Genomic DNA, 22,523 nt, shown 5'->3' with positions numbered 1-22,523 from the left:
GATGAACTGGACGATCGCCGCGCCGGAACTGGTGCTTGCCTGCGCCGCGATGGCGATCCTGATGGTTGGCGTGTTCGCGCGACGCGATGCGTGGACGATGGTCTCGATGCTCTCCTTCGGCGCGCTTCTTGGCACGGCGGTGCTCGTCATCGCTGGCGGGCAGGGACCGGCGGTCGCCTTCTCCGGGCTGTTCGTGGTCGATGGGTTCGCGGTGTTCGCGAAGGTTCTGATCCTTCTCGCCGCCGGGCTGGGGCTCCTGCTCGCGCTCGACTGGCACCAGCGCGAGGGCATCGCGCGGTTCGAGTATCCCATCATCGTGCTGCTCGCCACGCTCGGCATGATGATGATGGTGAGCGCGAATGACCTGATGAGCCTCTATGTCGGGCTCGAGCTCTCCTCGCTCGCGCTCTACATCGCCGCCTCCTTCGCGCGCGACGACCTTCGCTCGACCGAGGCCGGGCTCAAGTACTTCATGCTCGGCGCGCTCGCCTCCGGCATGCTGCTCTACGGCGCCTCGCTCACCTACGGCTATGCGGGCACGACGCGGTTCGCCGGCATCGCCGAGGCGCTGGGCACGGCGCCGGCCTCCGCGGGCCTCGTCGTCGGCCTCTGCTTCATCGCCGCGGGCCTCGCCTTCAAGGTCTCCGCCGTGCCGTTCCACATGTGGACGCCGGACGTGTACGAGGGCGCGCCGACGCCGGTGACGGCGTTCTTCTCGATCGCGCCCAAGGTGGCGGCGATCGCGCTGTTCCTCCGCGTGATGACAGGCCCCTTCGCTCCGGTCATCGCTCAGTGGCAGCAGATCATCATCCTGATCTCGGCGGCCTCGATGCTCGTCGGCGCCTTCGCCGCGATCGGGCAGACGAACGTCAAGCGCCTGATGGCCTATTCCTCGATCGGCCATGTCGGCTACGCGCTGATCGGGCTCGCTGCCGGAGACGAGGCGGGCATCCGCGCGGTGCTCGTCTACATGGCGATCTACGTGGTCATGAACGCCGGCGCCTTCGGCTGCATCGTCGCGATGCGCAAGGGCGGCAAGGCGACGGAGCGGATCGAGGATCTCGCCGGCCTCGGCAGCACCGCGCCGATGATGGCGCTGGCGATGGCGGTGTTCATGTTCTCGATGGCGGGCATCCCGCCGCTCGCAGGCTTCTTCGGCAAGCTCTACGTGTTCGTCGCAGCGGTTCAGGCGGGGCTGTGGCCGCTCGCCATCCTCGGCGTCCTCGCCTCCGTCGTCTCGGCCTTCTACTACCTGCGGATCGTGAAGGTGATGTACTTCGATGCGGGCGATGTCGCGCTCGATGCTCGGCCTGCCTCGATCTCCTTCGTCGTCGCCGCCACCGGGGCCGCCACGGTCCTGTTCGCCGCCCTTCCTGCGCCGCTTCTCGGCGCGGCGGCGATGGCGGCACGCTCCCTCGTCGGCGGATGAGCGACACCCCGCCCGTCTCCTGGCGGATCGAGCGGCACGCGCGCCTCTCCAGCACCAATGACCGTGCCATCGAGGCCGCCGATGCGGGCGAGCCGCCTGGGCTCGTCGTTCTCGCAGGGGAACAGACGGCCGGCCGCGGCCGGTCGGGGCGGAAATGGCACTCGCCTCCCGGCAATCTCTACTGCTCTGTATTGCTGCCGCCGGGCGAGGGTCTCGTCGGCGGCGCGGCAGCGCTGCTCTCCGGGCTCGCGCTGCACGATGCGCTGAGCGTATATGCGCCTGGGCTTCGGCTCAAATGGCCGAACGACCTCCTCGCCGGAGCGGCGAAGCTCGGCGGCGTTCTCGTCGAGGGCGGAACGACCCGCCACGGCGCGCCCTGGCTCGTGGCGGGGATCGGCGCGAATCTCGCCTCCGCTCCGGAACTTGCGGACAGGCAGGCCACGTCGCTCGCTGCGCTCGGCGCTGCCCCGACACCGGAGGAGGTCGCCGACCGCCTCGTCGCGCGCCTCGCGGCGCGGCTCGAGGCGTATGGGCAGGGCGCGATGGCGGGCCTCGTCTCCGCCTGGGCAGAGCGTGCGCTGCCCGAGGGAACCGCGATGTCGGTCAAGGCCCGGTCTGGCATGCTCGCCGGGCGGTATGCGGGGCTCGACCGCGACGGCGCGCTCCTGCTCGCCACCGAACAGGGGCTTCGCCGGGTCGTCGCCGGCGAGGTCTTCGCGGAGGTCTGAGGTCCATGCTTCTCGCGATCGATGCGGGCAACACCAACATCGTCTTCGCCGTGTGGGACGGCACCGCCTGGCGCGGACGCTGGCGGCTCGCGACGCAGGCCGACCGCACGGCGGACGAGTACGCGGTGTGGCTGTCGCAGCTCATGAGCTGGGCGGGGCTCCGGCGCGAGCAGGTCACCCGTGCCGCCATCGCCTGCGTTGTGCCTGCCGCGCTCTACCACCTGCGCAACCTGTGCCGGGTGTGGTTCGGCCAGGAACCGCTGATCGCCCGTGCGGCAGGGCTCGAGTGGGGCTTCCCGGTCCTGGTCGACAACCCGAACGAGGTCGGCGCGGACAGGCTGGTCAACGCGCTTGCGGCGCATGTTCGCTACCAGGGCCCGCTCGCCGTGGTGGATTTCGGAACAGCCACCACATTTGATGTCGTGGACCGTACCGGCGCCTATCTCGGCGGCATCATCGCCCCCGGCATAAACCTCTCGCTCGAGGCCCTTCACAGGGCAGCGGCGCAGCTTCCGCGCGTCGCGATCTCGCGGCCGCAGGCGGTGATCGGCCGCTCCACCGTGCCGGCCATGCAGGCCGGCATCTACTGGGGCTATGTCGGGCTGATCGAGGGGCTCGCCAAGCGCATCGAGGCGGAGCTCGGCGAGCCGATGAAGCTGATCGCCACAGGTGGGCTCGCGCCTCTCTTCGCCGACGCCACCGCCTCGATCGGACATCTCGACCCCGACCTCACGCTCGACGGGCTCGTGCTGCTGGCCGAGCGGAACAGGCCGCCCGCCGGATGATCCATCGCCAGGAGGGTCTCGTCTTCCTGCCGCTAGGCGGCACGGGCGAGATCGGCATGAACCTGAACCTCTATGGCTGCGATGGCGCATGGCTCGCCATCGATTGCGGCCTCGGCTTCGCCGAGAGCGCGCGGCCCGATCTCGACATCATGGTGCCCGACCCGTCCTTCATCGCCGAGAGGCGGGACGCGCTCGTCGGGCTCGTCATCACCCACGCGCATGAGGACCACATCGGCGCCGTCGCCTGGCTCTGGCCGCAGCTGCAATGCCCCGTCTACGCCACGCCCTTCGCCGCCGCCGTGCTTCGCCGGAAGCTCGGCGAGCGAGGCCTCGCGGGCCAGGTGCCGCTGCACGAGTTCGCCCCAGGCGCATCGCTCGAACTCGGGCCGTTCTCGCTCCGGTTCATTTCGATGGCCCACTCGATCCCCGAGGCGCAGGCGGTCGTGATCGACACGCCGCACGGGCGCGTGCTGCACACGGGCGACTGGAAGCTCGACCCCGATCCGCTCGTCGGCCCCCGCACCGACGAGGCCGCGCTCGCCGCCGTGGGCGAGCAGGGCGTGGACGTCCTCGTCTGCGACAGCACCAACGCGATGGTGGAGGGGCATTCCGGCTCGGAGGCCGATGTGCGCCGCACCCTTGCCGCGCTCGTTCGCGGGCTCCGCGGGCGCGTCGCCTTCACCTGCTTCTCCTCCAACATCGCGCGCATCGAGAGCATCGCGCTGGCCGCGGAAGCTGCGGGGCGCAGTGTCGCGCTGGTCGGCCGGTCGCTTCGGAACATCGCCGCCGCTGCGCGCGAGACGGGCTATCTCAACACGCTTCCGGCCTTCGTCGAGGAGGAGGAGGCAGGCTACCTGCCAGACGATTCCGTCCTGTTCGTCTGCGCCGGAAGCCAGGGCGAGCCGAGGAGCGCCCTGTCGCGAATCGCCGCAGACACGCACCCGAACGTGTCGCTCGGCGAGGGCGACACGGTGATCTACTCCTCGCGTGTCATTCCGGGGAACGAACGGGCGATCCTGATGGTTCAGGATGCGCTTGCCCGCCGCGGCGTGACGGTGATGACCGAGCACGACCACATGGTGCATGTCTCCGGCCACCCTGCGCGCGACGAGCTTCGCCGCCTCTATCGTCTCGTGAAGCCGAAGCATGTCGTTCCGGTGCATGGCGAGTGGCGGCACATGAGCGAGCATGCCGCGCTCGCGCGCGAACTCGGCGCGATCCCGCACCTCATCGAGGATGGCGACATGCTCCGCCTCGCGCCAGGCGCGCCGGAGGTGGTGGAGAGCGTGCCGGCCGGGCGCCTCGCGGTGGACGGCGTAAGGCTGCTGCCGGTAGACGGTCCCGTCCTGGCCGAGCGGCGCCGGATGCTGGAGAGCGGCCTCGTTGTCGCCTCCCTCGCGGTGGATCGCGTCGGGCGGCTTGTTGGCGAGCCGGTGATCTCCGCGCCCGGGCTCTTCACCGACGACGAGGTTGGCCCGCGGCTCCTGGTGCGCGACCTCGGCAGCGCGATCGCCGGGCTTTCGCACACGGTGCTGCGCGACGACGAGGCGGTGCGCGATGCCGCCGCGGCGGCGCTGCGGAGCGCGGTGCGCCGGGCCGCGCCCGCCAAGCGACCGGTCGTTTCCGTGCACGTTCTCAGGGTCTAGACGATGACCTGGTTCACCGGCCTCGTCGTCTACATCCTCGTCTGGTGGCTGACGCTTTTCGCCGTCCTGCCGTTCTGGACGAAGCCCGTGGTCGACCCCGAGACGCCGGAGCATTTCCGAGGTGCGCCGGAGAGGCCGTTGCTCCTGCGCAAGGTGCTCGTCACCACCCTCGTCGCAGCGGTGATCTGGTTCGGCATCTGGCTCGTCATCGAGAACGACCTCGTCAGCTTCCGGGCGATGGAGGCTGGCTGACCCGTCGGGGTGGGAATGCCCTGCGCGAAGGCCGCGTGTGACCAAACTCCGGGCATTGTGCCGATGAATTGGGCAAGTCACGTCCGGACCGAGGAAATACTGCCGAATTTCCGGGCGAATCCGCTTTGATGCGGCAAGCCAGCCCGATAAGAATCAACGGCAGGAAGAGGGGTGTCCTCTTCCTGCCGTGTGACTGGCGTTTCCTCCCTAAACTTGGGCCGCGCTGCCTTTCGGGGCGCGCGGCCTTTTTCTTGTTAGCCGAATGATAAGCCTGCGTCCATAGGCTAGCGGTGACGATCGTGCGTTGCAGTGCAGCAAAGCGATAGAAAGTTGCCGAATGCTCCGGTTGGCCATATCGATCGTATCCTACGTGCAGTGCGCGCTCCTGCTCGCCGCGCCTGCCGCGGCGCAGGCGCGCCTGTCGCCGGAGGATTGTGCGCGCGTCGTCGCCCACGTGCCGGATGCCTCGGTCGCCTACCAGCCTGGCGTCGGAGCAGGCGGGCGCCGCGTTGCGCCGGCCGATCTCTCCCCTCCGCCCCAGGTGCTGCCCGAGACGCCTGTCTTCTATCTCGGCGTCGACCTGCAGCGTCGCTACGGCCTGCCGCGCTCGCTCGTGGCAGACCTGCCGATCGGTGTCGTCGCCCTCGAGGGCAACCGCCTGCTTCTCAACGGCCGCCCCCTCGCGGCGGAGGACCAGTCCTCCCTCGCGGCAGCGTGCGCCGCGGCCCGGCGGCGCTGAGCCCCGCTCCCTTCCGCCCATCCCCCTCCGCCTCTATTGTGCGCGCCCTGCCACTCCGGGGGTGATGACCGCGCATGCGCCTGTCCCGCTACTTCCTGCCGACGCTGAAGGAGAACCCGGCCGAGGCGCAGATCGTCTCGCACCGGCTGATGCTGCGCGCCGGCCTGATCCGCCAGCAGACCGCCGGCATCTACTCCTGGCTGCCGCTCGGCCACCGCGTTCTCTCCAATATCGCGCGCATCGTGCGCGAGGAGCAGGACGCCGCCGGCTGCCAAGAGCTGCTGATGCCGACCCTCCAGCCCGCCGAGCTCTGGAAGGAGAGCGGCCGCTATGACGACTACGGCAAGGAGATGCTGCGCATCATCGACCGGCACGAGCGCGAGCTGCTCTACGGGCCGACGAACGAGGAGATGGTCACCGACATCTTCCGCGCCTCTGTGCGGAGCTACCGTGACCTGCCGATGACGCTCTACCACATCCAGTGGAAGTTCCGTGACGAGGTGCGGCCGCGCTTCGGCGTGATGCGCGGGCGCGAGTTCCTGATGAAGGACGCCTACTCCTTCGATCTCGATGCAGCCGGCGCGCGGCGGAGCTACAACAGGATGTTCGTGGCCTACCTCCGCACCTTCGCGCGGCTCGGGCTGAAGGCGATCCCGATGCGCGCCGATTCCGGGCCGATCGGCGGCGATCTCTCCCACGAGTTCGTTATCCTGGCCGAGACCGGCGAGAGCCAGGTCTTCGTCCACCGCGAGCTGGTGGAGCGCGACATCCTCGGCGAGGCGCTGGATTACGAGAGCGACCTGCAGCCGATTGTCGATTCCTGGACCACGCTCTACGCCGCGACCGACGAGAAGCACGACCCGATTGCCTTCGGCGCACTCGCGGACGGTGACCGGCTGGAGGCGCGCGGTATCGAGGTGGGCCACATCTTCCACTTTGGCACCACCTACTCCAAGCCCATGGACGTCAGCGTGCAGGGGCCGGACGGAAAGCCCGTCCATCCGGAGATGGGAAGCTACGGCATCGGCGTCTCCCGCCTCGTTGGCGCGATCATCGAGGCGAGCCACGACGAGGCCGGCATCATCTGGCCGGAGAGCGTCGCCCCCTTCCGCGTCGGGCTGATCAACCTCAAGCCCGGCGATGCGGCGGCGGATGCGCTCGCGGGCGAGATCTACGCCGCGCTGCGCGAGGCCGGAACCGAGGTGTTGTACGACGACCGGGACGAGCGCGCCGGCGTGAAGTTCGCCGACATGGACCTGATCGGCCTGCCCTGGCAGGTGATCGTGGGGCCCCGCGGTGCCAAGGAAGGCCGGGCCGAGATCAAGCGCCGCCGCGGCGGGGAGCGGCACGAGCTCGACAAGGCGGCGATCCTCGAGCGGCTGCTCGCCTGAGCCGATGTTCGGGCCTTTCGAGCGGCTCGTCGCCTTCCGCTACCTGCGCGCGCGCAAGGCGGAGGGGTTCGTCTCCGTCATCGCAGGCTTCTCGCTCGCCGGCATCGGCCTCGGCGTCGCCACGCTGATCATCGTGATGAGCGTGATGAACGGGTTCCGCGCCGAGCTTCTCGGCCGCATCCTCGGGCTGAATGGGCATCTCGGCGTCTACGGCCTCGGCGAGACGCTCGCCGACTACGATGCGCTCGCCGCCCGCCTCCGCGCGGTGCCCGGCGTGCGGTCGGCGACGCCGATCGTCGAGGGCCAGGTGCTCGGCACGGGCGAGCGCGGCGGCGGGGCGGGCGTTCTCGCGCGCGGCATCGCGCCGGAGGAGCTCCGCGCGCGCTCGATCATCGCGAGCAACATCGTCGCCGGAGGCCTCGACGGGTTCGGCGGTGACGATGCGATCGTCGTCGGCTCGCGGCTGGCCAGCCGCCTCGGCATAAGGGTGGGAGACCGCCTCTCGCTCGTCTCGCCGCAGGGCCAGGTGACGGTGATGGGCACGGTGCCGCGCATCCGCGCCTATCGCGTCGTCGGCCTGTTCGAGGTCGGCATGTACGAGTACGACAATTCCTACGTGTTCATGCCGATCGGCGCCGCGCAGGCCTATTTCGCGACAGGCGACCGCGCGACGCAGATCGAGGTGTTCGTCGACGACCCCGACCGCGTGCGCGAGGTGAACCGCGCGATCCGGGCGGCGGTGACCGACCGGCAGATCCGCATCCTCGACTGGCAGCAATCAAACAGCGCGTTCTTCGCCGCCGTGCAGGTCGAGCGGAACGTGATGTTCCTGATCCTGACGCTGATCATCGTGGTCGCCGCCTTCAACATCGTCTCGTCGCTCGTGATGCTGGTGAAGGACAAGGGGCGGGACATCGCCATCCTCCGCACGATGGGGGCCACGCGCGGTGCGGTGATGCGCATCTTCCTGATGTGCGGCGCCTCGATCGGCGTGCTCGGCACGGTGTTCGGCGTCTCGCTCGGCCTCGTGATCGCCGCCAATCTCGAATCGATCCGCCAATGGCTTCAGGGGATGACCGGGCAGGAGCTGTTCCAGGCGGAGATCTACTTCCTCTCTCGGCTTCCCTCGGTCGTCGATCCGTGGGAGGTGGCGCAGGTCGCGGCGATGGGGCTCGGCCTGTCGCTCCTTGCCACGCTCTACCCGTCCTTCCGCGCCGCCCGGCTCGATCCTGTGGAAGCGCTTCGGCATGAGTGAGGCGCCGCTCTCGCTCACCGGCATCGTCCGCCGCTTCCGCACCGGCGACGGCATGCTCGAGGTGCTGCGCGGCGTCGATCTCACCCTGTCGGCCGGCGAGATCGTCGCCCTCGTCGCGCCCTCCGGTGCCGGCAAGTCGACGCTCCTGCACATTGCCGGGCTTCTCGAGAAGGCCGACGAAGGCGAGGTGCGCGTCGCGGGCCGTTCGACGAAGGACATGGGCGAGGCGGAGCGGACGGAAGCGCGCGGCCGCGCGATCGGCTTCGTCTATCAGTTCCACCACCTGCTTCCCGAGTTCTCCGCGCTCGAGAACGTGGTGATGCCGCAGATGATCCTCGGCACGGGCCGGCGCGAGGCGGAGGGGAGGGCGCGAATGCTGCTCACCCAGCTCGGGCTCGGCAAGCGCCTGTCGCACCGCCCGGCCAGGCTCTCGGGTGGCGAGCAGCAGCGCGTGGCGATCGCCCGCGCGCTCGCCAACGACCCGAAGGTGCTGCTGGCCGACGAGCCGACCGGAAATCTCGACGCGACGACCGCCGATGTCGTGTTCGGCGAGCTTCTCTCGCTCGTGCGCGACCATGGCGCGGCCGCGCTCGTCGCCACCCACAACCCCGAGCTCGCCGCGCGGATGGATCGGACGGTGACGCTGCGCGACGGGCGGATCGTTCCGGCCGCAACGACGCGCTGACAGCCGCGCCCGACTCGCGGCACACTGCGCGCATGCAGTCCTTCGTCCATCTCCGCGTCCACTCTGCCTATTCGCTCTCCGAAGGCGCGATCAAGGTGGACAAGATCCCTGTTCTCGCGCGCGACGGCGGGATGCCCGCGGTGGCGCTGACGGACACGGCGAACCTGTTCGGCGCGCTCGAGTTCTCCGATGCGTGCGCCAGGAAGGGCATCCAGCCGATCCTCGGCCTCGCCCTGCCGCTGATGCTGCCGGGCCGTGCCGTGCGCCCCGGCCTGCCGCCGCCGCGGCCGGAGCGCGTGGGCCTGCTCGCCGCGAACGAGGCGGGGCTTGCCAACCTCATGCGGCTCTCCTCGTGCGCCTTCCTCGACCCGCCCGCGGGGGCGGAGGCACAGCTTCCGGTCGAGACGCTGCTCGAGCATGCCGAGGGGGTTTTCCTTCTGACGGGCGGCGGAGAGGGGCCGTTGGGGCGGCTTCTCGAGGAAGGCCAGGTCGAGGCGGCTTCGGCTCTGATGGAACGCTTCGCCCGCGCCTTCGGCGACCGCACGCTCGTTGAGATCACCCGCCTCGGCACGCAGCGCGACGCCGCCACCGAGCCGGGCTTCCTGATACTCGCCGAGCGCTTCTCGCTTCCGATCGTCGCGACCAACCCCTGCTACTTCGCCTCCCCGCAGATGGCCGAGGCGCATGACGCGCTTCTCTGCATCGCAGAGGGGCGCGTGCTCGCCGAGGCAGACCGGCGCCGCGCGAGCCCGGAGCAGTGGTTTAAGCCCGCCGACGAGATGCGTCGCGTGTTCGCCGACCTTCCCGATGCCGCCGAGAACACGCTTCTCGTGGCGCGCCGATGCGCGGTGATGGCGCTGTCGCGCAAGCCGCTCCTGCCCGTGTCGCGCAAGGTGGGGGAGGGCAGGAACGAGGCGGAGACGGTGGCCGACATGGCGCGGGAGGGGCTCGCGCGGCGCATGGAGGCGATGGGCGCCGATGCGGCGACCCGCGCGGTCTATACCGAGCGGCTCGACTACGAGCTCGGCGTCATCGAGCGCATGGGTTTCTCCGGCTACTTCCTGATCGTGGCCGATTTCATCCAGTGGGCAAAGGCGAACCGCATCGCGGTCGGCCCTGGCCGCGGCTCGGGCGCCGGTTCGGTCGCGGCCTGGGCGCTGACCATCACCGATCTCGACCCGCTCCGCTTCGGGCTGCTTTTCGAGCGCTTCCTCAACCCCGAGCGCGTGTCGATGCCCGACTTCGACATCGATTTCTGCCAGGAGCGGCGCGACGAGGTGATCGCGTATGTCCGCCGCGAGTATGGCGAGGACCGGGTCGCGCAGATCATCACCTTCGGCAAGCTGCAGGCCCGCGCGGTGGTGCGCGATGTCGGCCGCGTGCTCGCGATGCCCTATGGGCAGGTGAACCGGATCGCGGAGCTGATCCCGAACAACCCGGCGAAGCCCGTGACGCTCGCGCAGGCGATCGAGGGCGAGCCGCTGCTTCAGCGCATGCGCGACGAGGACGAGACGATCAAGCGCCTGCTCGAGATCGCGCTCCAGCTCGAGGGCCTCTATCGCCACGCCTCGACCCATGCCGCCGGCGTGGTGATCGGCGACCGGCCTCTCGTCGAGCTCATCCCCCTCTACCGCGACCCGAAATCCGACATGCTGGTCACGCAGTACTCGATGAAGCATGTCGAGATGGCCGGCCTCGTGAAGTTCGACTTCCTCGGCCTGAAGACGTTGACGGTCCTCGAACGCGCGGTTGCCCTTCTCAAGGGCCTCGGCATCACCGTCGATCTCGCCGCCCTTCCGCTCGACGACGGCCCGACCTACGCGATGCTCGCCAAGGGCGATGCGGGGGGCGTGTTCCAGTTCGAAAGCCAGGGCATGCGCGACGTGCTCCGCGCCATGCGCCCCGACCGGTTCGAAGACCTGATCGCCGCCGTCGCGCTCTACCGGCCGGGGCCGATGGCGAACATCCCCGCCTATTGCGCGCGCAAGCACGGCGAGGCGTGGGAAGCCCCGCACCCCGCGATCCACGACATCCTCTCCGAGACCTACGGCATCATGGTCTACCAGGAGCAGGTGATGCAGATCGCGCAGGTGCTCGCCGGCTACTCGCTCGGTGCGGCCGACCTTCTTCGCCGCGCGATGGGCAAGAAGATCCGCTCGGAGATGGAGGCGCAGAGGAAGATCTTCTGCGACGGCGCCGAGGCGCAGGGCATCGAGCCCGCGAAGGCCGCCGAGATCTTCGACCTCATGGAGCGCTTCGCCGATTACGGCTTCAACAAGAGCCACGCGGCGGCCTATGCGCTCGTCTCCTACCAGACGGCCTGGCTGAAAGCGAACCACCCGGTAGCGTTCCTCGCCGCCTCGATGAGCCTCGACATCACCAACACCGACAAGCTCGCCGCGCTGAAGCAGGAGGCGGAGAGTCAGGGCATCACGCTGCTGCCGCCCGACATCAACCGCTCCGATGCCGATTTCACGATCGAGCCCCTGCCGGATGGCCGGCTTGCCATCCGCCACGCGCTTGCCGCCGTGAAGAAGGTCGGTATCGCTGCGATGCAGCAGGTAGTGGAGGAGCGGCGCCGCGCGGGGCCGTTCCGCTCGCTTGCCGACTTCGCCCGCCGCGTCGACCCGCGCGCCATCAACAAGATGCAGGTCGAGAACCTCGCCCGCGCCGGCGCCTTCGACGCGATCGAGCCGAACCGCGCCCGCCTCTTCGCCGGCGCCGAGGCGGTGATCCGCCGCGCGCAGGCGGCAGCCGAGGATCGCGGGTCGGACCAGATCGCCCTCTTCGGCGGCCTGCCGCAGGCCGAGCCGGAGCTTCGCCTTCCCGACATCCCCGACTGGCCGGTGCACGAGAAGCTCGAGCACGAGGCGGAGGCGATCGGCTTCCACATGACCGCCCACCCGCTCGATGCCTATGGGCGCGCGCTGGCGCGCCTCGGCGTCGTGCGCATCGCAGACATCGCCGCCCGCGTCGCCTCTGGCGCGGGGCGGCTGAAGCTCGCGGGGTCGGTGGTCGGCACGAAGGAGCGGGACACGAAGAGCGGCAGCCGCATGTGCTGGCTCCGCCTCTCCGACCCCTCGGCCTCGACGGAGGTGACGCTGTTCTCCGAGGTGCTTGGCCGCTCCCGCCCGCTTCTCCAGGCGGGAACGCCGCTCCTCGTGACGACCGATGCGCGGCTCGACGGCGAGACGCTGCGGCTGACGGCGGTCGAGCTCGAGCCGCTGGAGCTTGCCGCAGCGCGGTCGGGCAGCGGCATGCGCGTCCGGCTTGCCTCCGACGCGGCACTCGACCCCATCCGCGAGATGCTCGCCGCGCTCCCCCGGGGGCGGGGGCGCATCACGGTCCTCGCCCCCACGGGAGGCCGCGAGGTCGAGATCGCGCTGCCGGGGGCGCACAGCATCACCCCGCCCGTGATCCAGGCGCTCGGCGCGCTGCCGGGCGTGGCGGCGGTGGAGGAGGTCTGAACGTCGCGGGGGGCGCCGGACGGTGGCGCACCCCAGCCCGACGCCCGCCGAGGCTTGCCTTGCCCGTCAGGGTCAGGCATACCGCCGCCCGAGCCGCGCCGGGGTCCGCCCCGGCCGGACAATCCACACGCGGGGCACCTTTCCCGCCTTCTCGTAGTCGGTTCGTGACGAACAGGGTTCGGGGGGCGGGTTCCGGTCGGCTCATGCCGCAGGGCTCCGCGGAGGCATAACCGGACGATCAGGAAAGGTCAGGCCCATGGCCCTGCCAGTCTTCACTCTGCGCCAGCTTCTCGAGGCCGGCGTGCATTTCGGCCACCACACCCGCCGGTGGAACCCGAAGATGGACCCGTATCTCTTCGGGGTCCGCAACCAGGTCCACATCATCGACCTGCAGCAGACCGTGCCGATGCTCTCGCGCGCGATGCAGGCCGTCCGCGATGCCGTGGCCGGCGGCGGTCGCGTGCTGTTCGTCGGCACCAAGAAGGCGGCGGCCGAGCATGTGGCCGAGGCGGCGAAGCGCTGTGGCCAGTACTACGTGAACCACCGCTGGCTCGGCGGCATGCTGACGAACTGGAAGACCATCCAGAACAGCATCAAGCGCCTGCGCACGATCGAGGACCAGCTCTCCCAGGACGTCACCGGCCTGACCAAGAAGGAGACGCTGGTGCTGACCCGCGAGCGCGAGAAGCTCGAGCGCGCGCTGGGCGGCATCAAGGAGATGGGCGGGCTGCCCGACATCCTGTTCATCATCGACACGAACAAGGAGAAGATCGCGGTCGACGAGGCGAGGAAGCTGAACATTCCCGTCGTCGCCGTGGTCGACAGCAACTCCGACCCCGATGGCGTTACCTACCCGATCCCCGGCAACGACGACGCGATCCGCGCGATCACGCTCTACTGCGTGCTGATCTCCGGCGCCGTGCTCGACGGCATCTCCGCCGAGATGGTCGCCTCCGGCATCGATCTCGGCGCGTCGGAGGAGGCGCCCGAGGAGGCGCTGCCCGAGGGCGAGGGCGCCCCCGCAGCGGGGGCTGACGAGCAGGCCGCGCAGCCGCAGGCCTGAGTACGAGAGAGGACCGGGGAAAGAGCATGGCCGAGATCACGGCTGCGCTGGTGAAGGAGCTTCGCGAGAAGACCGGCGCCGGCATGATGGACTGCAAGCGCGCGCTCAACGAAACGGGCGGCGATCTCGAGGCGGCGATCGACTGGCTGCGCAAGAAGGGGCTCTCTGCCGCGGCGAAGAAGGCAGGGCGCGTCGCCGCCGAAGGTCTCGTCGGCGTGCATTCCGAGGGCACGAAGGGCGCGATCGTCGAGGTGAACGCCGAGACCGACTTCGTCGGCCGCAACGAGACGTTCCAGGCCTTCGTCGAGACCTGTGCCAAGCTCGCGATCGAGGCCGGCGGCGATGTCGAGAAGCTGAAGGCGATGCCCTTCCCCGGCAGCGGCCGCAGCGTAGCGGACGAGCTCACCCACCTGATCGCGACGATCGGCGAGAACATGTCGATTCGCCGCTGCACGATGCTGTCGGTCGAGAAGGGCGCGGTGGCGAGCTATGTCCACTCCGCCCTGAAGCCGGGTCTGGGGCGCATCGGCGTGCTCGTCGCGCTCTCGGGGGACGCGACCGAGGCTGTGCTCGCCCTCGGCCGCCAGGTCGGCATGCATGTCGCCGCCGCGCAGCCGCAGGCGCTCGACATCTCCTCGGTCGACCCTGGCTCACTCGCGCGCGAGAAGGATGTGCTCACCGAGCAGGCGCGACAGTCGGGCAAGCCCGACGCAATCATCGAGAAGATGGTCGAAGGCCGGGTGCGCAAGTTCTACGAGGAGGTCGTCCTCCTCGAGCAGGTCTGGGTGCATGACGGCGAGAGCCGCGTGAAGGCGGTGGTGCAGAAGGCGGGCGTGACGCTTGCCGGCTTCGTGCGCTACCAGCTCGGCGAGGGCATCGAGAAGCAGGCCTCCGACTTCGCGGCCGAGGTCGCCGCGGCGGCGCGCTGAGCATGAGCGCCGGTCCCGACACGACGGAGGCGAGCACGGCGGAGGCGGGGCGTCCCGCCTATCGCCGCGTCCTCCTCAAGGTGTCGGGTGAGGCGCTGATGGGGACGCGCGAGTACGGCATCTCGACCGAGGTCGTTGGCAAGATCGCTGCCGATATCGGCTCCGTGGTCGCGATGGGCGTCGAGGTGTGCCTCGTGATCGGCGGGGGCAACATCTTCCGCGGCGTCTCCGGCGCAGCGGCGGGGATGGAGCGTGCGTCGGCCGACTACATGGGCATGCTGGCGACCGTGATGAACGCGCTCGCGGTGCAGAACGCGCTCGAGAAGCGCGGCGTGCAGACGCGGGTCCAGTCGGCCATCCCCATGGCGTCGGTCTGCGAGCCCTATATCCGCCGCCGTGCCATCCGCCACATGGAGAAGGGGCGGGTGGTGATCTTCGCCGCCGGCACGGGCAACCCGTTCTTCACGACCGACACGGCCGCGGCGCTGCGTGCGGTCGAGATGGGGTGCGACGCGTTGCTCAAGGGCACGCAGGTCGATGGCGTCTACTCCGCCGATCCGCGCAAGGACCCGGGCGCGACGCGCTACGAGCGGCTGACCTATCTCGACGTGCTCGCCCGCGACCTCGCGGTGATGGATGCCTCCGCGATCAGCCTCGCGCGCGAGAACGGCCTGCCGATCGTCGTGTTCTCGATCCATGCCCCCGGCGCCTTCGCCGAGGTGATGGCGGGGCGCGGCCGGTTCACGGTTGTGACTGACAACTGACACCAGAAGGGCCCCGCCGTGCTTCGGGAGCGCGGTCGCGGGCGGACGAGGCAAGGAGACGCCGAGCATGGCAAAGCCCCCTCCGACACTGGACGACATCACGGGCGACCTACGCCGCCGGATGGACGGCGCGCTCGAGACGCTGAAGAAGGAGTTCGGCGGGCTTCGCACCGGCCGCGCGAGCCCGGCCCTGCTCGAGCCGGTCAAGGTCGAGCTCTACGGCACCGAGATGCCGCTCACGCAGGTCGGCACGATAGGCGTGCCAGAGCCGCGCATGCTGACGGTGCAGGTGTGGGACCGCGGCGCCGTGAGTTCCGTCGAGAAGGCGATCCGTGATGCGGGCCTCGGCCTCAATCCCTCCTCCGACGGCCAGCTCGTGCGCGTGCCGCTGCCGCCGCTGACGACGGAACGCCGCAACGAACTCGCCAAGCTCGCCGGCAAGTATGCCGAGGCCGCCCGCGTCTCGGTGCGAGGGGTGCGCCGCGACGGGATGGAGACGCTGAAGAAGCACGAGAAGGACGGAGCGATCAGCCAGGACCTGCAGCGCGACTGGTCCGAGTCCGTCCAGAAGCTGACCGACGGCTACATCAAGCGGATCGACGAAGCGCTCGCTGCGAAGGAAGCGGACATCAAGCAGCCCTGAGGCGCGAGAGAGCCGGAGCGCGCGGTGCAGAAGCCGCTCGAGACCTACCCTTCCGACGACGCGCCGCCCGTTCCGGCGACGCCGGTCCCGCAGCATGTCGCGATCATCATGGACGGCAACCGCCGCTGGGCCGCCAAGCGCGGCCGGCCGGCGCTGTTCGGCCATCGCGCCGGCGCGGAGGCCGCGCGCCGCGCCGTCGATGCCGCGATCGACCACGGCGTCCGCTGGCTCACGCTCTATGCCTTCTCCTCGGAGAACTGGCGCCGCCCCCAGGACGAGGTGGGCGGGCTGATGCGGCTCCTGCACCAGGGGCTCGAGCGGCACATGGACGAGATGATCAAGCGCGGCGTCCGGCTGCGCATGATCGGCGACCGCGCCAGGCTCGATGCGACGACGCGCGGCAAGATCGAGCAGGCGGAGGAACGCTCGCTCGGCAATGACAGGCTCGATGTGGTGATGGCGCTCTCCTATGGCGGCCGTGACGAAATCGCCACCGCCGCGCGCATCCTCGCAGAGCGCGTGCGCGCCGGCACGCTCGACCCCGCCGCGATCGACGACCGGATGTTCGCCTCCGCCCTCTCGACCGCGGGCATGCCCGATCCGGACGTGATCGTGCGCACCTCCGGCGAGCAGCGGCTCTCGAACTTCCTGCTCTGGCAGGGCGCCTATGCCGAGCTCGTGTTCCTCGACGTGCTGTGGCCCGATTTCGACAAGGCCTGGTTCGGACGCGTGCTCGAGGCCTATGCCGGGCGCGAGCGGCGCTATGGCGCACGGCTCGGCTGAACCGCCGCGGGTGAGCGACGAGCAGAAGCGCTGGCGCGACCTTCGCAAGCGCGCCATCTCCGCCGCCATCCTCGGGCCACTCGCGCTGCTCGCGATCTGGCTGGGCGCGGGCTGGTACACGCTGATGATCTCGGCCGGCACGGCGATCCTCGCCTGGGAATGGGTGCATCTCTGCGGCAAGCGGGTGCGTGCTCTGCCCGGCCTTGCCGTGCCGGTCGCGCTTCTCGCGGCAGGCTTCGCTGCGGTGGCCAACCACCACCTTCTCGCGCTCATGCTTCTGCCCCTCGGCGCGCTTGCCGCGACCTGGGCGGCCGAGCCGCCGCCGCGCCGCGTTCCGGGCGGCCCAGCGCTCTGGCTCGGCGCGGGCGTCGTCTATATCGGGCTTGCCGGAGTGGGGCTGATCTGGATGCGCGGGGAGGGCGAGGCAGGCCGGGCAGCGGTGCTCTTCATCGTCCTGATCGTCTGGGCTTCCGACATCGGCGCCTACATGGTGGGCCGAATGGTCGGCGGGCCGAAGCTCGCCCCCTCGATCAGCCCGAACAAGACCTGGTCCGGCGCGCTCGGCGGGCTTGCCGCCGCGGTCGCGGCCGGGCTTGCCGTGGCCTTCTGGTTCGACGCCCTTGCCCGACCCGTGCAGGTCGCGCTGATCGCCGCCCTGCTTGGCATCGCCGCCGCTGCCGGGGACCTTCTCGAGAGCGCGATCAAGCGGCGCTTCCATGTGAAGGACAGTTCGGGTCTCATCCCCGGGCATGGCGGGCTGCTCGACCGGGTGGACGGGTTGCTGGCCGCCGTGCCCATGGCGTGCGTGATCGCGCTCGCCCAAGGCTTCACGCGGGGAGGAGAACGATTCCTGTGGACATGATGCCCGCCGCACCCGGCGGCGCCGGCAGCGCGCAGCGCCGCGTCACCGTGCTGGGTGCCACCGGCAGCATCGGGCGGGCAACGCTCGACCTGATCGCCGCGGCGCCAGAGGGCAGCTTCGCCGTACAGGCGCTCGTCGCCAATGGCAACGCGGTCGCCCTTGCCGAGGCCGCGCGCCGGGTTCGCGCCGCCCGCGCCGTGGTGGCGGACGAGGCCGCCTATGCCGCGCTGAAGGAGGCGCTCGCGGGCTCCGGCATCGCCTGCGCGGCAGGCCAGGAGGCCGTGATCGAGGCTGCCACCCTGCCGGCGGACTGGACGATGGCCGGGATCGTCGGCGCAGCCGGGCTCGCCCCGACACTCGCTGCCGTCGCCCAGGGCGGGCTCGTGGCGGTCGCCAACAAGGAGTGCCTGGTCTGCGCCGGTGCTGCGCTGATGGCCTCGGCCCGCGAGGCAGGCACGATGCTCCTGCCGGTGGACAGCGAGCACAACGCGATCTTCCAGGCAATGGACAGCGCCGGGCCCGATGGCGTCGAGCGCATCGTGCTCACCGCCTCGGGCGGGCCGTTCTGGGGCTGGAGCCTCGCCGAGATGGGTCAGGCGAGCCCCGCCCAGGCGGTCGCCCACCCCGTGTGGCGGATGGGCGCGAAGATCTCCGTCGATTCGGCGACGATGATGAACAAGGGGCTCGAGATCATCGAGGCCGCCCACCTGTTCGACCTCGAGGAGCACCGCATCGGCGTGCTCGTGCACCGCCAGGCGCTGGTGCACGGCCTCGTCTACTATGGCGACGGGTCGGTCGTGGCGCAGATGGCCCCGCCCGACATGCACACGCCGATCGCGCATACGCTCGCCTGGCCGCGGCGCATGCGCGTGCCCGGTGCGCGACTCGACCTGGCCGCGGCCGGCCAGCTCAGCTTCGAGGTTCCGGACGAGGCGCGCTTCCCGGCACTTCGCCTTGCCCGCGCGGCACTCCGCGCCGGCGGCACCGCTCCGGCGGTGTTGAATGCCGCCAACGAGGTGGCCGTGCGCCTTTTTCTTGACGGGAAGATCGGCTTCCTGTCCATCGCTGCGATGATCGAGGCAGTGCTGGACCGCGTCGAGGCGACCGAGGCAGAGGATCTTGGCGCCGTGCTCGCGGCCGACGAGGCGGCCCGTGCCGTGGCCGAGGAGCAGGCGAAAACCTTCGCCTGAGGCGGCGCGCGCGGCGCTGGCGGGCGGTTCGGGCGAACCGGCCCCCGCCCGCGCGGAGAGGAGGAACCTGGTGGAGGCTTTGTCAGGGCTGTTCGGCGGCGTGCTCGGCACGCTCGGGCCCTTCATCCTGGTGCTCGGGGTGCTGATCTTCATCCACGAGCTCGGCCACTACCTCGCTGCGCGGTCGGTCGGCGTGCATGTCGACGTGTTCTCGATCGGCTTCGGCCGCGCGATCGCCGGCTGGACGGGGCGCGACGGCACCTACTGGAAGATCGGCTGGATCCCCTTGGGCGGCTTCGTGAAGCTTCACGGCCAGGAAAGCCCGGAGGATCGCGCCGCCGCGGAGGCCGAAGCGCGCAGCAAGGGCGAGCCCGTCCCCGTCTGGCGCGACGGGCAGACCTTCAACGAGAAGAGCGTCGGTGCCCGCGCCTGGGTGGTGGCGGCCGGGCCGCTCGCGAACTTCCTCCTCGCCGCCGTGCTTCTCGCCGCGCTCTACGCCACCGCGGGGCGGCCGAGCACCGCCGCCGTGGTCACAGGCGTGCAGGAGAACTCTGCGGCAGCTCGCGCTGGCCTCGTTCCGGGCGACAGGATCGTCGCGATCGATGGCCGCTCGATCGCCCGCTTCGAGGAGGTACAGGCGACCGTCCGGCTTCGCCCCGGGCAGACGCTTGCGCTACAGGTCGAGCGCGAGGGGGAGCGCCTGCCGCTGACCGCGACCCCCGACCGGCGCGAGCTGACCGACCGGTTCGGCAACGTGCAGGTGATCGGCCTGCTCGGCGTTTCGGGTGGCGTGCCCGAGTACGCGCGACTCGACCCGTTCACAGCGCTTCTCGCCGGCGCTGGCGAGACCGTGCGGCTCACCGAGCAGACGCTCGTGGCGCTGTGGCAGATGGTCACCGGCCGCCGTGGAACCGACGAGATCGGCGGGCCGCTTCGCATCGCACAGCTCTCCGGGCAGGTGGCAGAGGGGGGCTTTGCCCCTCTGATCGGGTTGATGGCGCTGCTCTCCATAAACCTTGCACTGATCAACCTCTTTCCGATTCCCGTTCTCGACGGTGGCCACCTCATGTTCTACGCGGCCGAGGCGATACGCGGTCGCCCGCTGCCGCCGCGCGCTCTGGAGTATGGATTCCGCGCCGGGCTGGCCCTGATCCTCGCGCTTTTCGTCCTCGCCACCTGGAACGACCTCACGCAGTTGCGCGTGATCGACTGGGTGGCAGGGCTCGTCGGGTGACACCTGAGGTGGGTGCCGGTATTGTGCGCCGCGCGGCGCGCCGTGCGGGCGGCGCCATCACGGCAACCGGGTTCCGTCAGGGTGCGATCCCAACGATGATGCGTCTGTTCCACGCGGTTGCGATGATCGCCGCGGTCCTGGTTCCCCTGTCGGCTGCGTCGCAGACGCAGCGCCAACCGGCGCGCGCCGCACAGTCGCTCGGGCCGTCCTTCGGCGTGCTGCCGGCCTCGGGCGGCATCGTGCGCGAGGTGCGCGTCGAGGGCGCGCAGCGAATCGAGCCCGGAACGGTCCTCTCGTACATGGTGATCCAGGCCGGGGACCGGTTCGAGGCCGAGAACATGGACCGGAGCATCAAGACGCTCTACGCCACCGGGCTGTTCCAGGACGTGATGCTGCGCCGCGAGGGCGACACGCTGATCGTGACCGTCCGGGAGAACCCGATCGTCAACCGTGTCGCCTTCGAGGGCAACCGCAACCTCGGCGACGACGTGCTTCGGGGCGAGGTGCAGACGCGCCCGCGCGCGGTGTTCACGCGCACCCTCGCGCTCGAGGACCGCCAGCGCCTGCTCGATGTCTATGCGAGGCGTGGACGCTACGCCGCGGCGGTCGAGCCGAAGATCATCGAGCTCGACCAGAACCGTGTGGATGTCGTGTTCGAGATCGTCGAGGGGCCGAGCACGCTGATCCGCCGCGTCGGCTTCGTCGGCAACCAGGCCTTCAGCGAGAGCGAGCTCAAGGACGTGATCGCGAGCCGCGAGAGCGCCTGGTGGCGCTTCCTCTCGACGGCCGACCAGTACGACCCCGAGCGCCTCGCCTTCGACCGCGAGCTGCTGCGTCGCTTCTATCTCCGCAACGGCTATGCCGATGCCGAGATCCGCACCGCCCTGGCCGAGCTCTCTCCGGACCGGACGAGCTTCTTCGTCACCTTCACCATCGAGGAGGGCAAGCGCTACCGCGTCGGCAAGGTCGAGATCGACAGCCGGGTGCGCAACCTCGATGCCGAATCGCTGCGCAGCGCCGTGACGCTCGAGAGCGGCGACTGGTACGCCGGGGACGAGATCGAGGTCTCGGTCAATGCGCTCGAGACGGCGGTGCAGAACGCAGGCTACGCCTTCGTCGAGATCCGCCCCCGCTTCCAGCGAAACCGCGAGGAGCTCACGGTCGACGTCACCTTCGAGGTGGTGGAGGGGCCGCGCGTCTATGTCGAGCGCATCGACATCGTCGGCAACGTGCGCACCAAGGACAAGGTGATCCGCCGCGAGGTCCGCATCGCCGAGGGCGACGCCTACAGCGCCGCCCGCATCCGCCGGTCGCGCCAGCGCATCCAGGACCTGAACTATTTCGGCAAGGTCGATGTCCAGACGGCCGAGGGAAGCGCCCCCGACCGAGCGGTCGTCACCGTCGAGGTCGAGGAGAAGCCGACCGGCGAGCTCACGATCGGCGGCGGCTACGGCACCGATGTCGGCTTCCTCGGAACGGTGGGGCTGCGGGAGCGGAACCTCGCAGGCACCGGCCTCGAGGCGCGCGGCGAGGTGACGATCGGCCAGCTGCGCAGCCAGGTCGACCTGTCGCTGACCGACCCCTACTTCCTCGACCGCAACCTCGTCGCCGGCATCGACCTCTTCTACATCACCCGCGACAACCAGGACATCTCGGGCTTCAACGAGGAGCGGGCCGGCATCGTGCTGCGCGTCGGCTACGCGATCAACGAGCACCTGAGGCAGAACTGGGCCTACTCGCTGATCCGCCGCGACATCACCAACATCGACCAGTTCGCCTCGATCTACATCAAGGACCAGGAAGGCGTCTCGACGAACTCGATGGTCTCGCAGATCCTGACCTATGATCGCCGCGACAGCCGCATCGACCCGACGGACGGGTACCAGATCCGCCTGTCGACGGACGTCTCCGGCCTCGGCGGCGACATCGGGTTCTTCCGCCCGCGGCTGGACGGCGTGTACTACCAGCCTCTCGCCTTCCTGACCGGCAGCAGGCAGTGGACGCTCAGCTTCCGCGGCAGCATCGGCTACCTGTTCCAGTACGGCGAGAAGGAACGGATCATCGACAACTACTTCCTCGGCGGCGAGAACCTGCGCGGCTTCAAGATCGGCGGCGTCGGCCCGCGTGACCTCAGCACCAACGACGCGCTCGGCGGCCGGTTCATCTGGACGCAGAGCACCGAGGTGCGCTTCCCGATGCCGTTCCTGTCCGAGGATCTCGGCGTGTTCGGCCGCGCCTTCGTCGACGTCGGCGACCTGACCGATCCGGGCTTCACAGGCCCCAACGTGGTCGACACGGGCGGGCCGCGCGTCGGCGCTGGTGTCGGCGTGACCTGGCGTTCGCCCTTCGGCGTGGTGAACGTCGATATCTCCCAGGCGGTGGTCAAGGAAGACTTCGACCAGACAGAGACAATCCGCTTCGGATTCGGAACGAGGTTCTGACCATGAAAAGCCCGCTCCTTTCCACGGCGGCCGCAGCCGCGGCCGTGTTCGCCTTTCTGCTCGCCCCGCTCGCCCCTCTGCCTGCCTTCGCGCAGCAGGGCGGCCAGCAATGGTTCGTGCCCGGCCAGCAGCAGCAGCAACAGCAGCGGCCGCCCGCGCAGCAACAGCGCCCGGCCGCGCAGCCGCAGCGCCCCGCCGCGGCCCCGCAGGGCCAGGTGGCCGGCCCGCAGGAGCCCG

The 22,523-nt window shown here is 70.1% G+C and carries 20 protein-coding genes; all 20 read left to right on the top strand.

What is annotated here, in order from left to right; genetic code table 11:
• The first annotated feature begins 1 nt into the window (after position 1).
• Positions 2–1,429, top strand: coding sequence for an NADH-quinone oxidoreductase subunit NuoN (nuoN, locus tag FIF60_RS13815; protein ID WP_456305154.1), 1,428 nt, complete (start codon positions 2–4; stop codon positions 1,427–1,429).
• A complete protein-coding gene (locus tag FIF60_RS13810; protein WP_144186677.1) occupies positions 1,426–2,157 on the top strand; it encodes a biotin--[acetyl-CoA-carboxylase] ligase in 732 nt (243 codons plus the stop codon). The genes nuoN and FIF60_RS13810 overlap by 4 nt, the downstream gene beginning before the upstream one ends.
• 5 nt (positions 2,158–2,162) lie before the next feature.
• Positions 2,163–2,942, top strand: a complete 780-nt coding sequence (locus tag FIF60_RS13805; RefSeq protein WP_144186676.1) for a type III pantothenate kinase — start codon at positions 2,163–2,165, stop codon at positions 2,940–2,942.
• The gene (locus FIF60_RS13800; protein ID WP_144186675.1) at positions 2,939–4,588 is read left to right on the top strand and encodes a ribonuclease J; all 1,650 of its coding nucleotides are present in this window, start codon (positions 2,939–2,941) and stop codon (positions 4,586–4,588) included. The genes FIF60_RS13805 and FIF60_RS13800 overlap by 4 nt, the downstream gene beginning before the upstream one ends.
• A 3-nt stretch (positions 4,589–4,591) precedes the next feature.
• Positions 4,592–4,840, top strand: a complete 249-nt coding sequence (locus FIF60_RS13795) for a DUF1467 family protein (RefSeq protein ID WP_144186674.1) — start codon at positions 4,592–4,594, stop codon at positions 4,838–4,840.
• A gap of 337 nt (positions 4,841–5,177) precedes the next feature.
• Positions 5,178–5,579 carry a hypothetical protein gene (locus FIF60_RS13790; protein ID WP_144186673.1) on the top strand — a complete coding sequence of 134 codons (402 nt, stop codon included), beginning with the start codon at positions 5,178–5,180 and terminating at the stop codon, positions 5,577–5,579.
• 74 nt (positions 5,580–5,653) lie between these two features.
• Positions 5,654–6,970: a proline--tRNA ligase gene (gene proS, locus FIF60_RS13785; RefSeq protein ID WP_144186672.1), complete on the top strand. Its 1,317-nt coding sequence runs from the start codon at positions 5,654–5,656 to the stop codon at positions 6,968–6,970.
• Positions 6,971–6,974: 4 nt separating this feature from the next.
• Positions 6,975–8,225: a lipoprotein-releasing ABC transporter permease subunit gene (locus FIF60_RS13780; protein ID WP_144186671.1), complete on the top strand. Its 1,251-nt coding sequence runs from the start codon at positions 6,975–6,977 to the stop codon at positions 8,223–8,225.
• Positions 8,218–8,910, top strand: coding sequence for an ABC transporter ATP-binding protein (locus FIF60_RS13775; RefSeq protein WP_144186670.1), 693 nt, complete (start codon positions 8,218–8,220; stop codon positions 8,908–8,910). Before FIF60_RS13780 ends, FIF60_RS13775 begins: the two co-directional genes overlap by 8 nt.
• A gap of 32 nt (positions 8,911–8,942) precedes the next feature.
• A complete protein-coding gene (dnaE, locus tag FIF60_RS13770) occupies positions 8,943–12,377 on the top strand; it encodes a DNA polymerase III subunit alpha (RefSeq protein ID WP_144186669.1) in 3,435 nt (1,144 codons plus the stop codon).
• A 256-nt stretch (positions 12,378–12,633) separates the two neighbouring features.
• On the top strand, positions 12,634–13,440 hold the full coding sequence (gene rpsB, locus FIF60_RS13765; protein WP_144186668.1) for a 30S ribosomal protein S2: 807 nt from the start codon (positions 12,634–12,636) through the stop codon (positions 13,438–13,440).
• Between the two features lie 26 nt (positions 13,441–13,466).
• Positions 13,467–14,369, top strand: a complete 903-nt coding sequence (tsf, locus tag FIF60_RS13760; protein ID WP_144186667.1) for a translation elongation factor Ts — start codon at positions 13,467–13,469, stop codon at positions 14,367–14,369.
• Between the two features lie 2 nt (positions 14,370–14,371).
• A complete protein-coding gene (gene pyrH / locus FIF60_RS13755; RefSeq protein ID WP_144186666.1) occupies positions 14,372–15,133 on the top strand; it encodes a UMP kinase in 762 nt (253 codons plus the stop codon).
• 67 nt (positions 15,134–15,200) lie between these two features.
• Entirely contained in the window at positions 15,201–15,776 is a 576-nt protein-coding gene (gene frr / locus FIF60_RS13750; RefSeq protein WP_144186665.1) for a ribosome recycling factor, read from the top strand.
• 108 nt (positions 15,777–15,884) lie between these two features.
• Positions 15,885–16,559, top strand: coding sequence for a polyprenyl diphosphate synthase (uppS, locus tag FIF60_RS13745; protein WP_144186717.1), 675 nt, complete (start codon positions 15,885–15,887; stop codon positions 16,557–16,559).
• Positions 16,560–16,569: 10 nt separating this feature from the next.
• Positions 16,570–17,421, top strand: a complete 852-nt coding sequence (locus FIF60_RS13740; protein WP_239451630.1) for a phosphatidate cytidylyltransferase — start codon at positions 16,570–16,572, stop codon at positions 17,419–17,421.
• A complete protein-coding gene (gene dxr / locus FIF60_RS13735; RefSeq protein WP_239451629.1) occupies positions 17,418–18,611 on the top strand; it encodes a 1-deoxy-D-xylulose-5-phosphate reductoisomerase in 1,194 nt (397 codons plus the stop codon). The genes FIF60_RS13740 and dxr overlap by 4 nt, the downstream gene beginning before the upstream one ends.
• Positions 18,612–18,681: 70 nt before the next feature.
• Entirely contained in the window at positions 18,682–19,845 is a 1,164-nt protein-coding gene (gene rseP / locus FIF60_RS13730) for an RIP metalloprotease RseP (protein ID WP_239451628.1), read from the top strand.
• A gap of 95 nt (positions 19,846–19,940) precedes the next feature.
• Complete coding sequence (gene bamA / locus FIF60_RS13725) at positions 19,941–22,286, top strand: outer membrane protein assembly factor BamA (RefSeq protein WP_239451627.1); 2,346 nt, start codon at positions 19,941–19,943, stop codon at positions 22,284–22,286.
• 2 nt (positions 22,287–22,288) lie between these two features.
• Positions 22,289–22,523, top strand: a 235-nt coding sequence (locus FIF60_RS13720; RefSeq protein WP_204251199.1) for a hypothetical protein, incomplete at its 3' end; no start/stop codon positions are given.

This window comes from Elioraea rosea (assembly GCF_007644105.1).
GTDB classification, from domain to species: domain Bacteria; phylum Pseudomonadota; class Alphaproteobacteria; order Acetobacterales; family Acetobacteraceae; genus Elioraea_A; species Elioraea_A rosea.
Note: the sequence above shows the minus strand (reverse complement) of the source record. Positions and strands in the feature narration are given on the sequence as shown.

Excerpts from the sequence above, each read along its gene's own strand:
- FIF60_RS13790 (WP_144186673.1), top strand. The coding sequence starts at position 5,178 with ATGCTCCGGTTGGCCATATCGATCGTATCCTACGTGCAGTGCGCGCTC.
- FIF60_RS13775 (WP_144186670.1), top strand. The coding sequence starts at position 8,218 with ATGAGTGAGGCGCCGCTCTCGCTCACCGGCATCGTCCGCCGCTTCCGC.
- FIF60_RS13800 (WP_144186675.1), top strand. The coding sequence starts at position 2,939 with ATGATCCATCGCCAGGAGGGTCTCGTCTTCCTGCCGCTAGGCGGCACG.
- proS (WP_144186672.1), top strand. The coding sequence starts at position 5,654 with ATGCGCCTGTCCCGCTACTTCCTGCCGACGCTGAAGGAGAACCCGGCC.
- FIF60_RS13795 (WP_144186674.1), top strand. The coding sequence starts at position 4,592 with ATGACCTGGTTCACCGGCCTCGTCGTCTACATCCTCGTCTGGTGGCTG.
- pyrH (WP_144186666.1), top strand. The coding sequence starts at position 14,372 with ATGAGCGCCGGTCCCGACACGACGGAGGCGAGCACGGCGGAGGCGGGG.
- FIF60_RS13810 (WP_144186677.1), top strand. The coding sequence starts at position 1,426 with ATGAGCGACACCCCGCCCGTCTCCTGGCGGATCGAGCGGCACGCGCGC.
- bamA (WP_239451627.1), top strand. The coding sequence starts at position 19,941 with ATGATGCGTCTGTTCCACGCGGTTGCGATGATCGCCGCGGTCCTGGTT.
- FIF60_RS13805 (WP_144186676.1), top strand. The coding sequence starts at position 2,163 with ATGCTTCTCGCGATCGATGCGGGCAACACCAACATCGTCTTCGCCGTG.
- tsf (WP_144186667.1), top strand. The coding sequence starts at position 13,467 with ATGGCCGAGATCACGGCTGCGCTGGTGAAGGAGCTTCGCGAGAAGACC.
- dnaE (WP_144186669.1), top strand. The coding sequence starts at position 8,943 with ATGCAGTCCTTCGTCCATCTCCGCGTCCACTCTGCCTATTCGCTCTCC.
- frr (WP_144186665.1), top strand. The coding sequence starts at position 15,201 with ATGGCAAAGCCCCCTCCGACACTGGACGACATCACGGGCGACCTACGC.
- dxr (WP_239451629.1), top strand. The coding sequence starts at position 17,418 with ATGATGCCCGCCGCACCCGGCGGCGCCGGCAGCGCGCAGCGCCGCGTC.
- FIF60_RS13780 (WP_144186671.1), top strand. The coding sequence starts at position 6,975 with ATGTTCGGGCCTTTCGAGCGGCTCGTCGCCTTCCGCTACCTGCGCGCG.
- nuoN (WP_456305154.1), top strand. The coding sequence starts at position 2 with ATGAACTGGACGATCGCCGCGCCGGAACTGGTGCTTGCCTGCGCCGCG.
- rpsB (WP_144186668.1), top strand. The coding sequence starts at position 12,634 with ATGGCCCTGCCAGTCTTCACTCTGCGCCAGCTTCTCGAGGCCGGCGTG.
- uppS (WP_144186717.1), top strand. The coding sequence starts at position 15,885 with ATGGACGGCAACCGCCGCTGGGCCGCCAAGCGCGGCCGGCCGGCGCTG.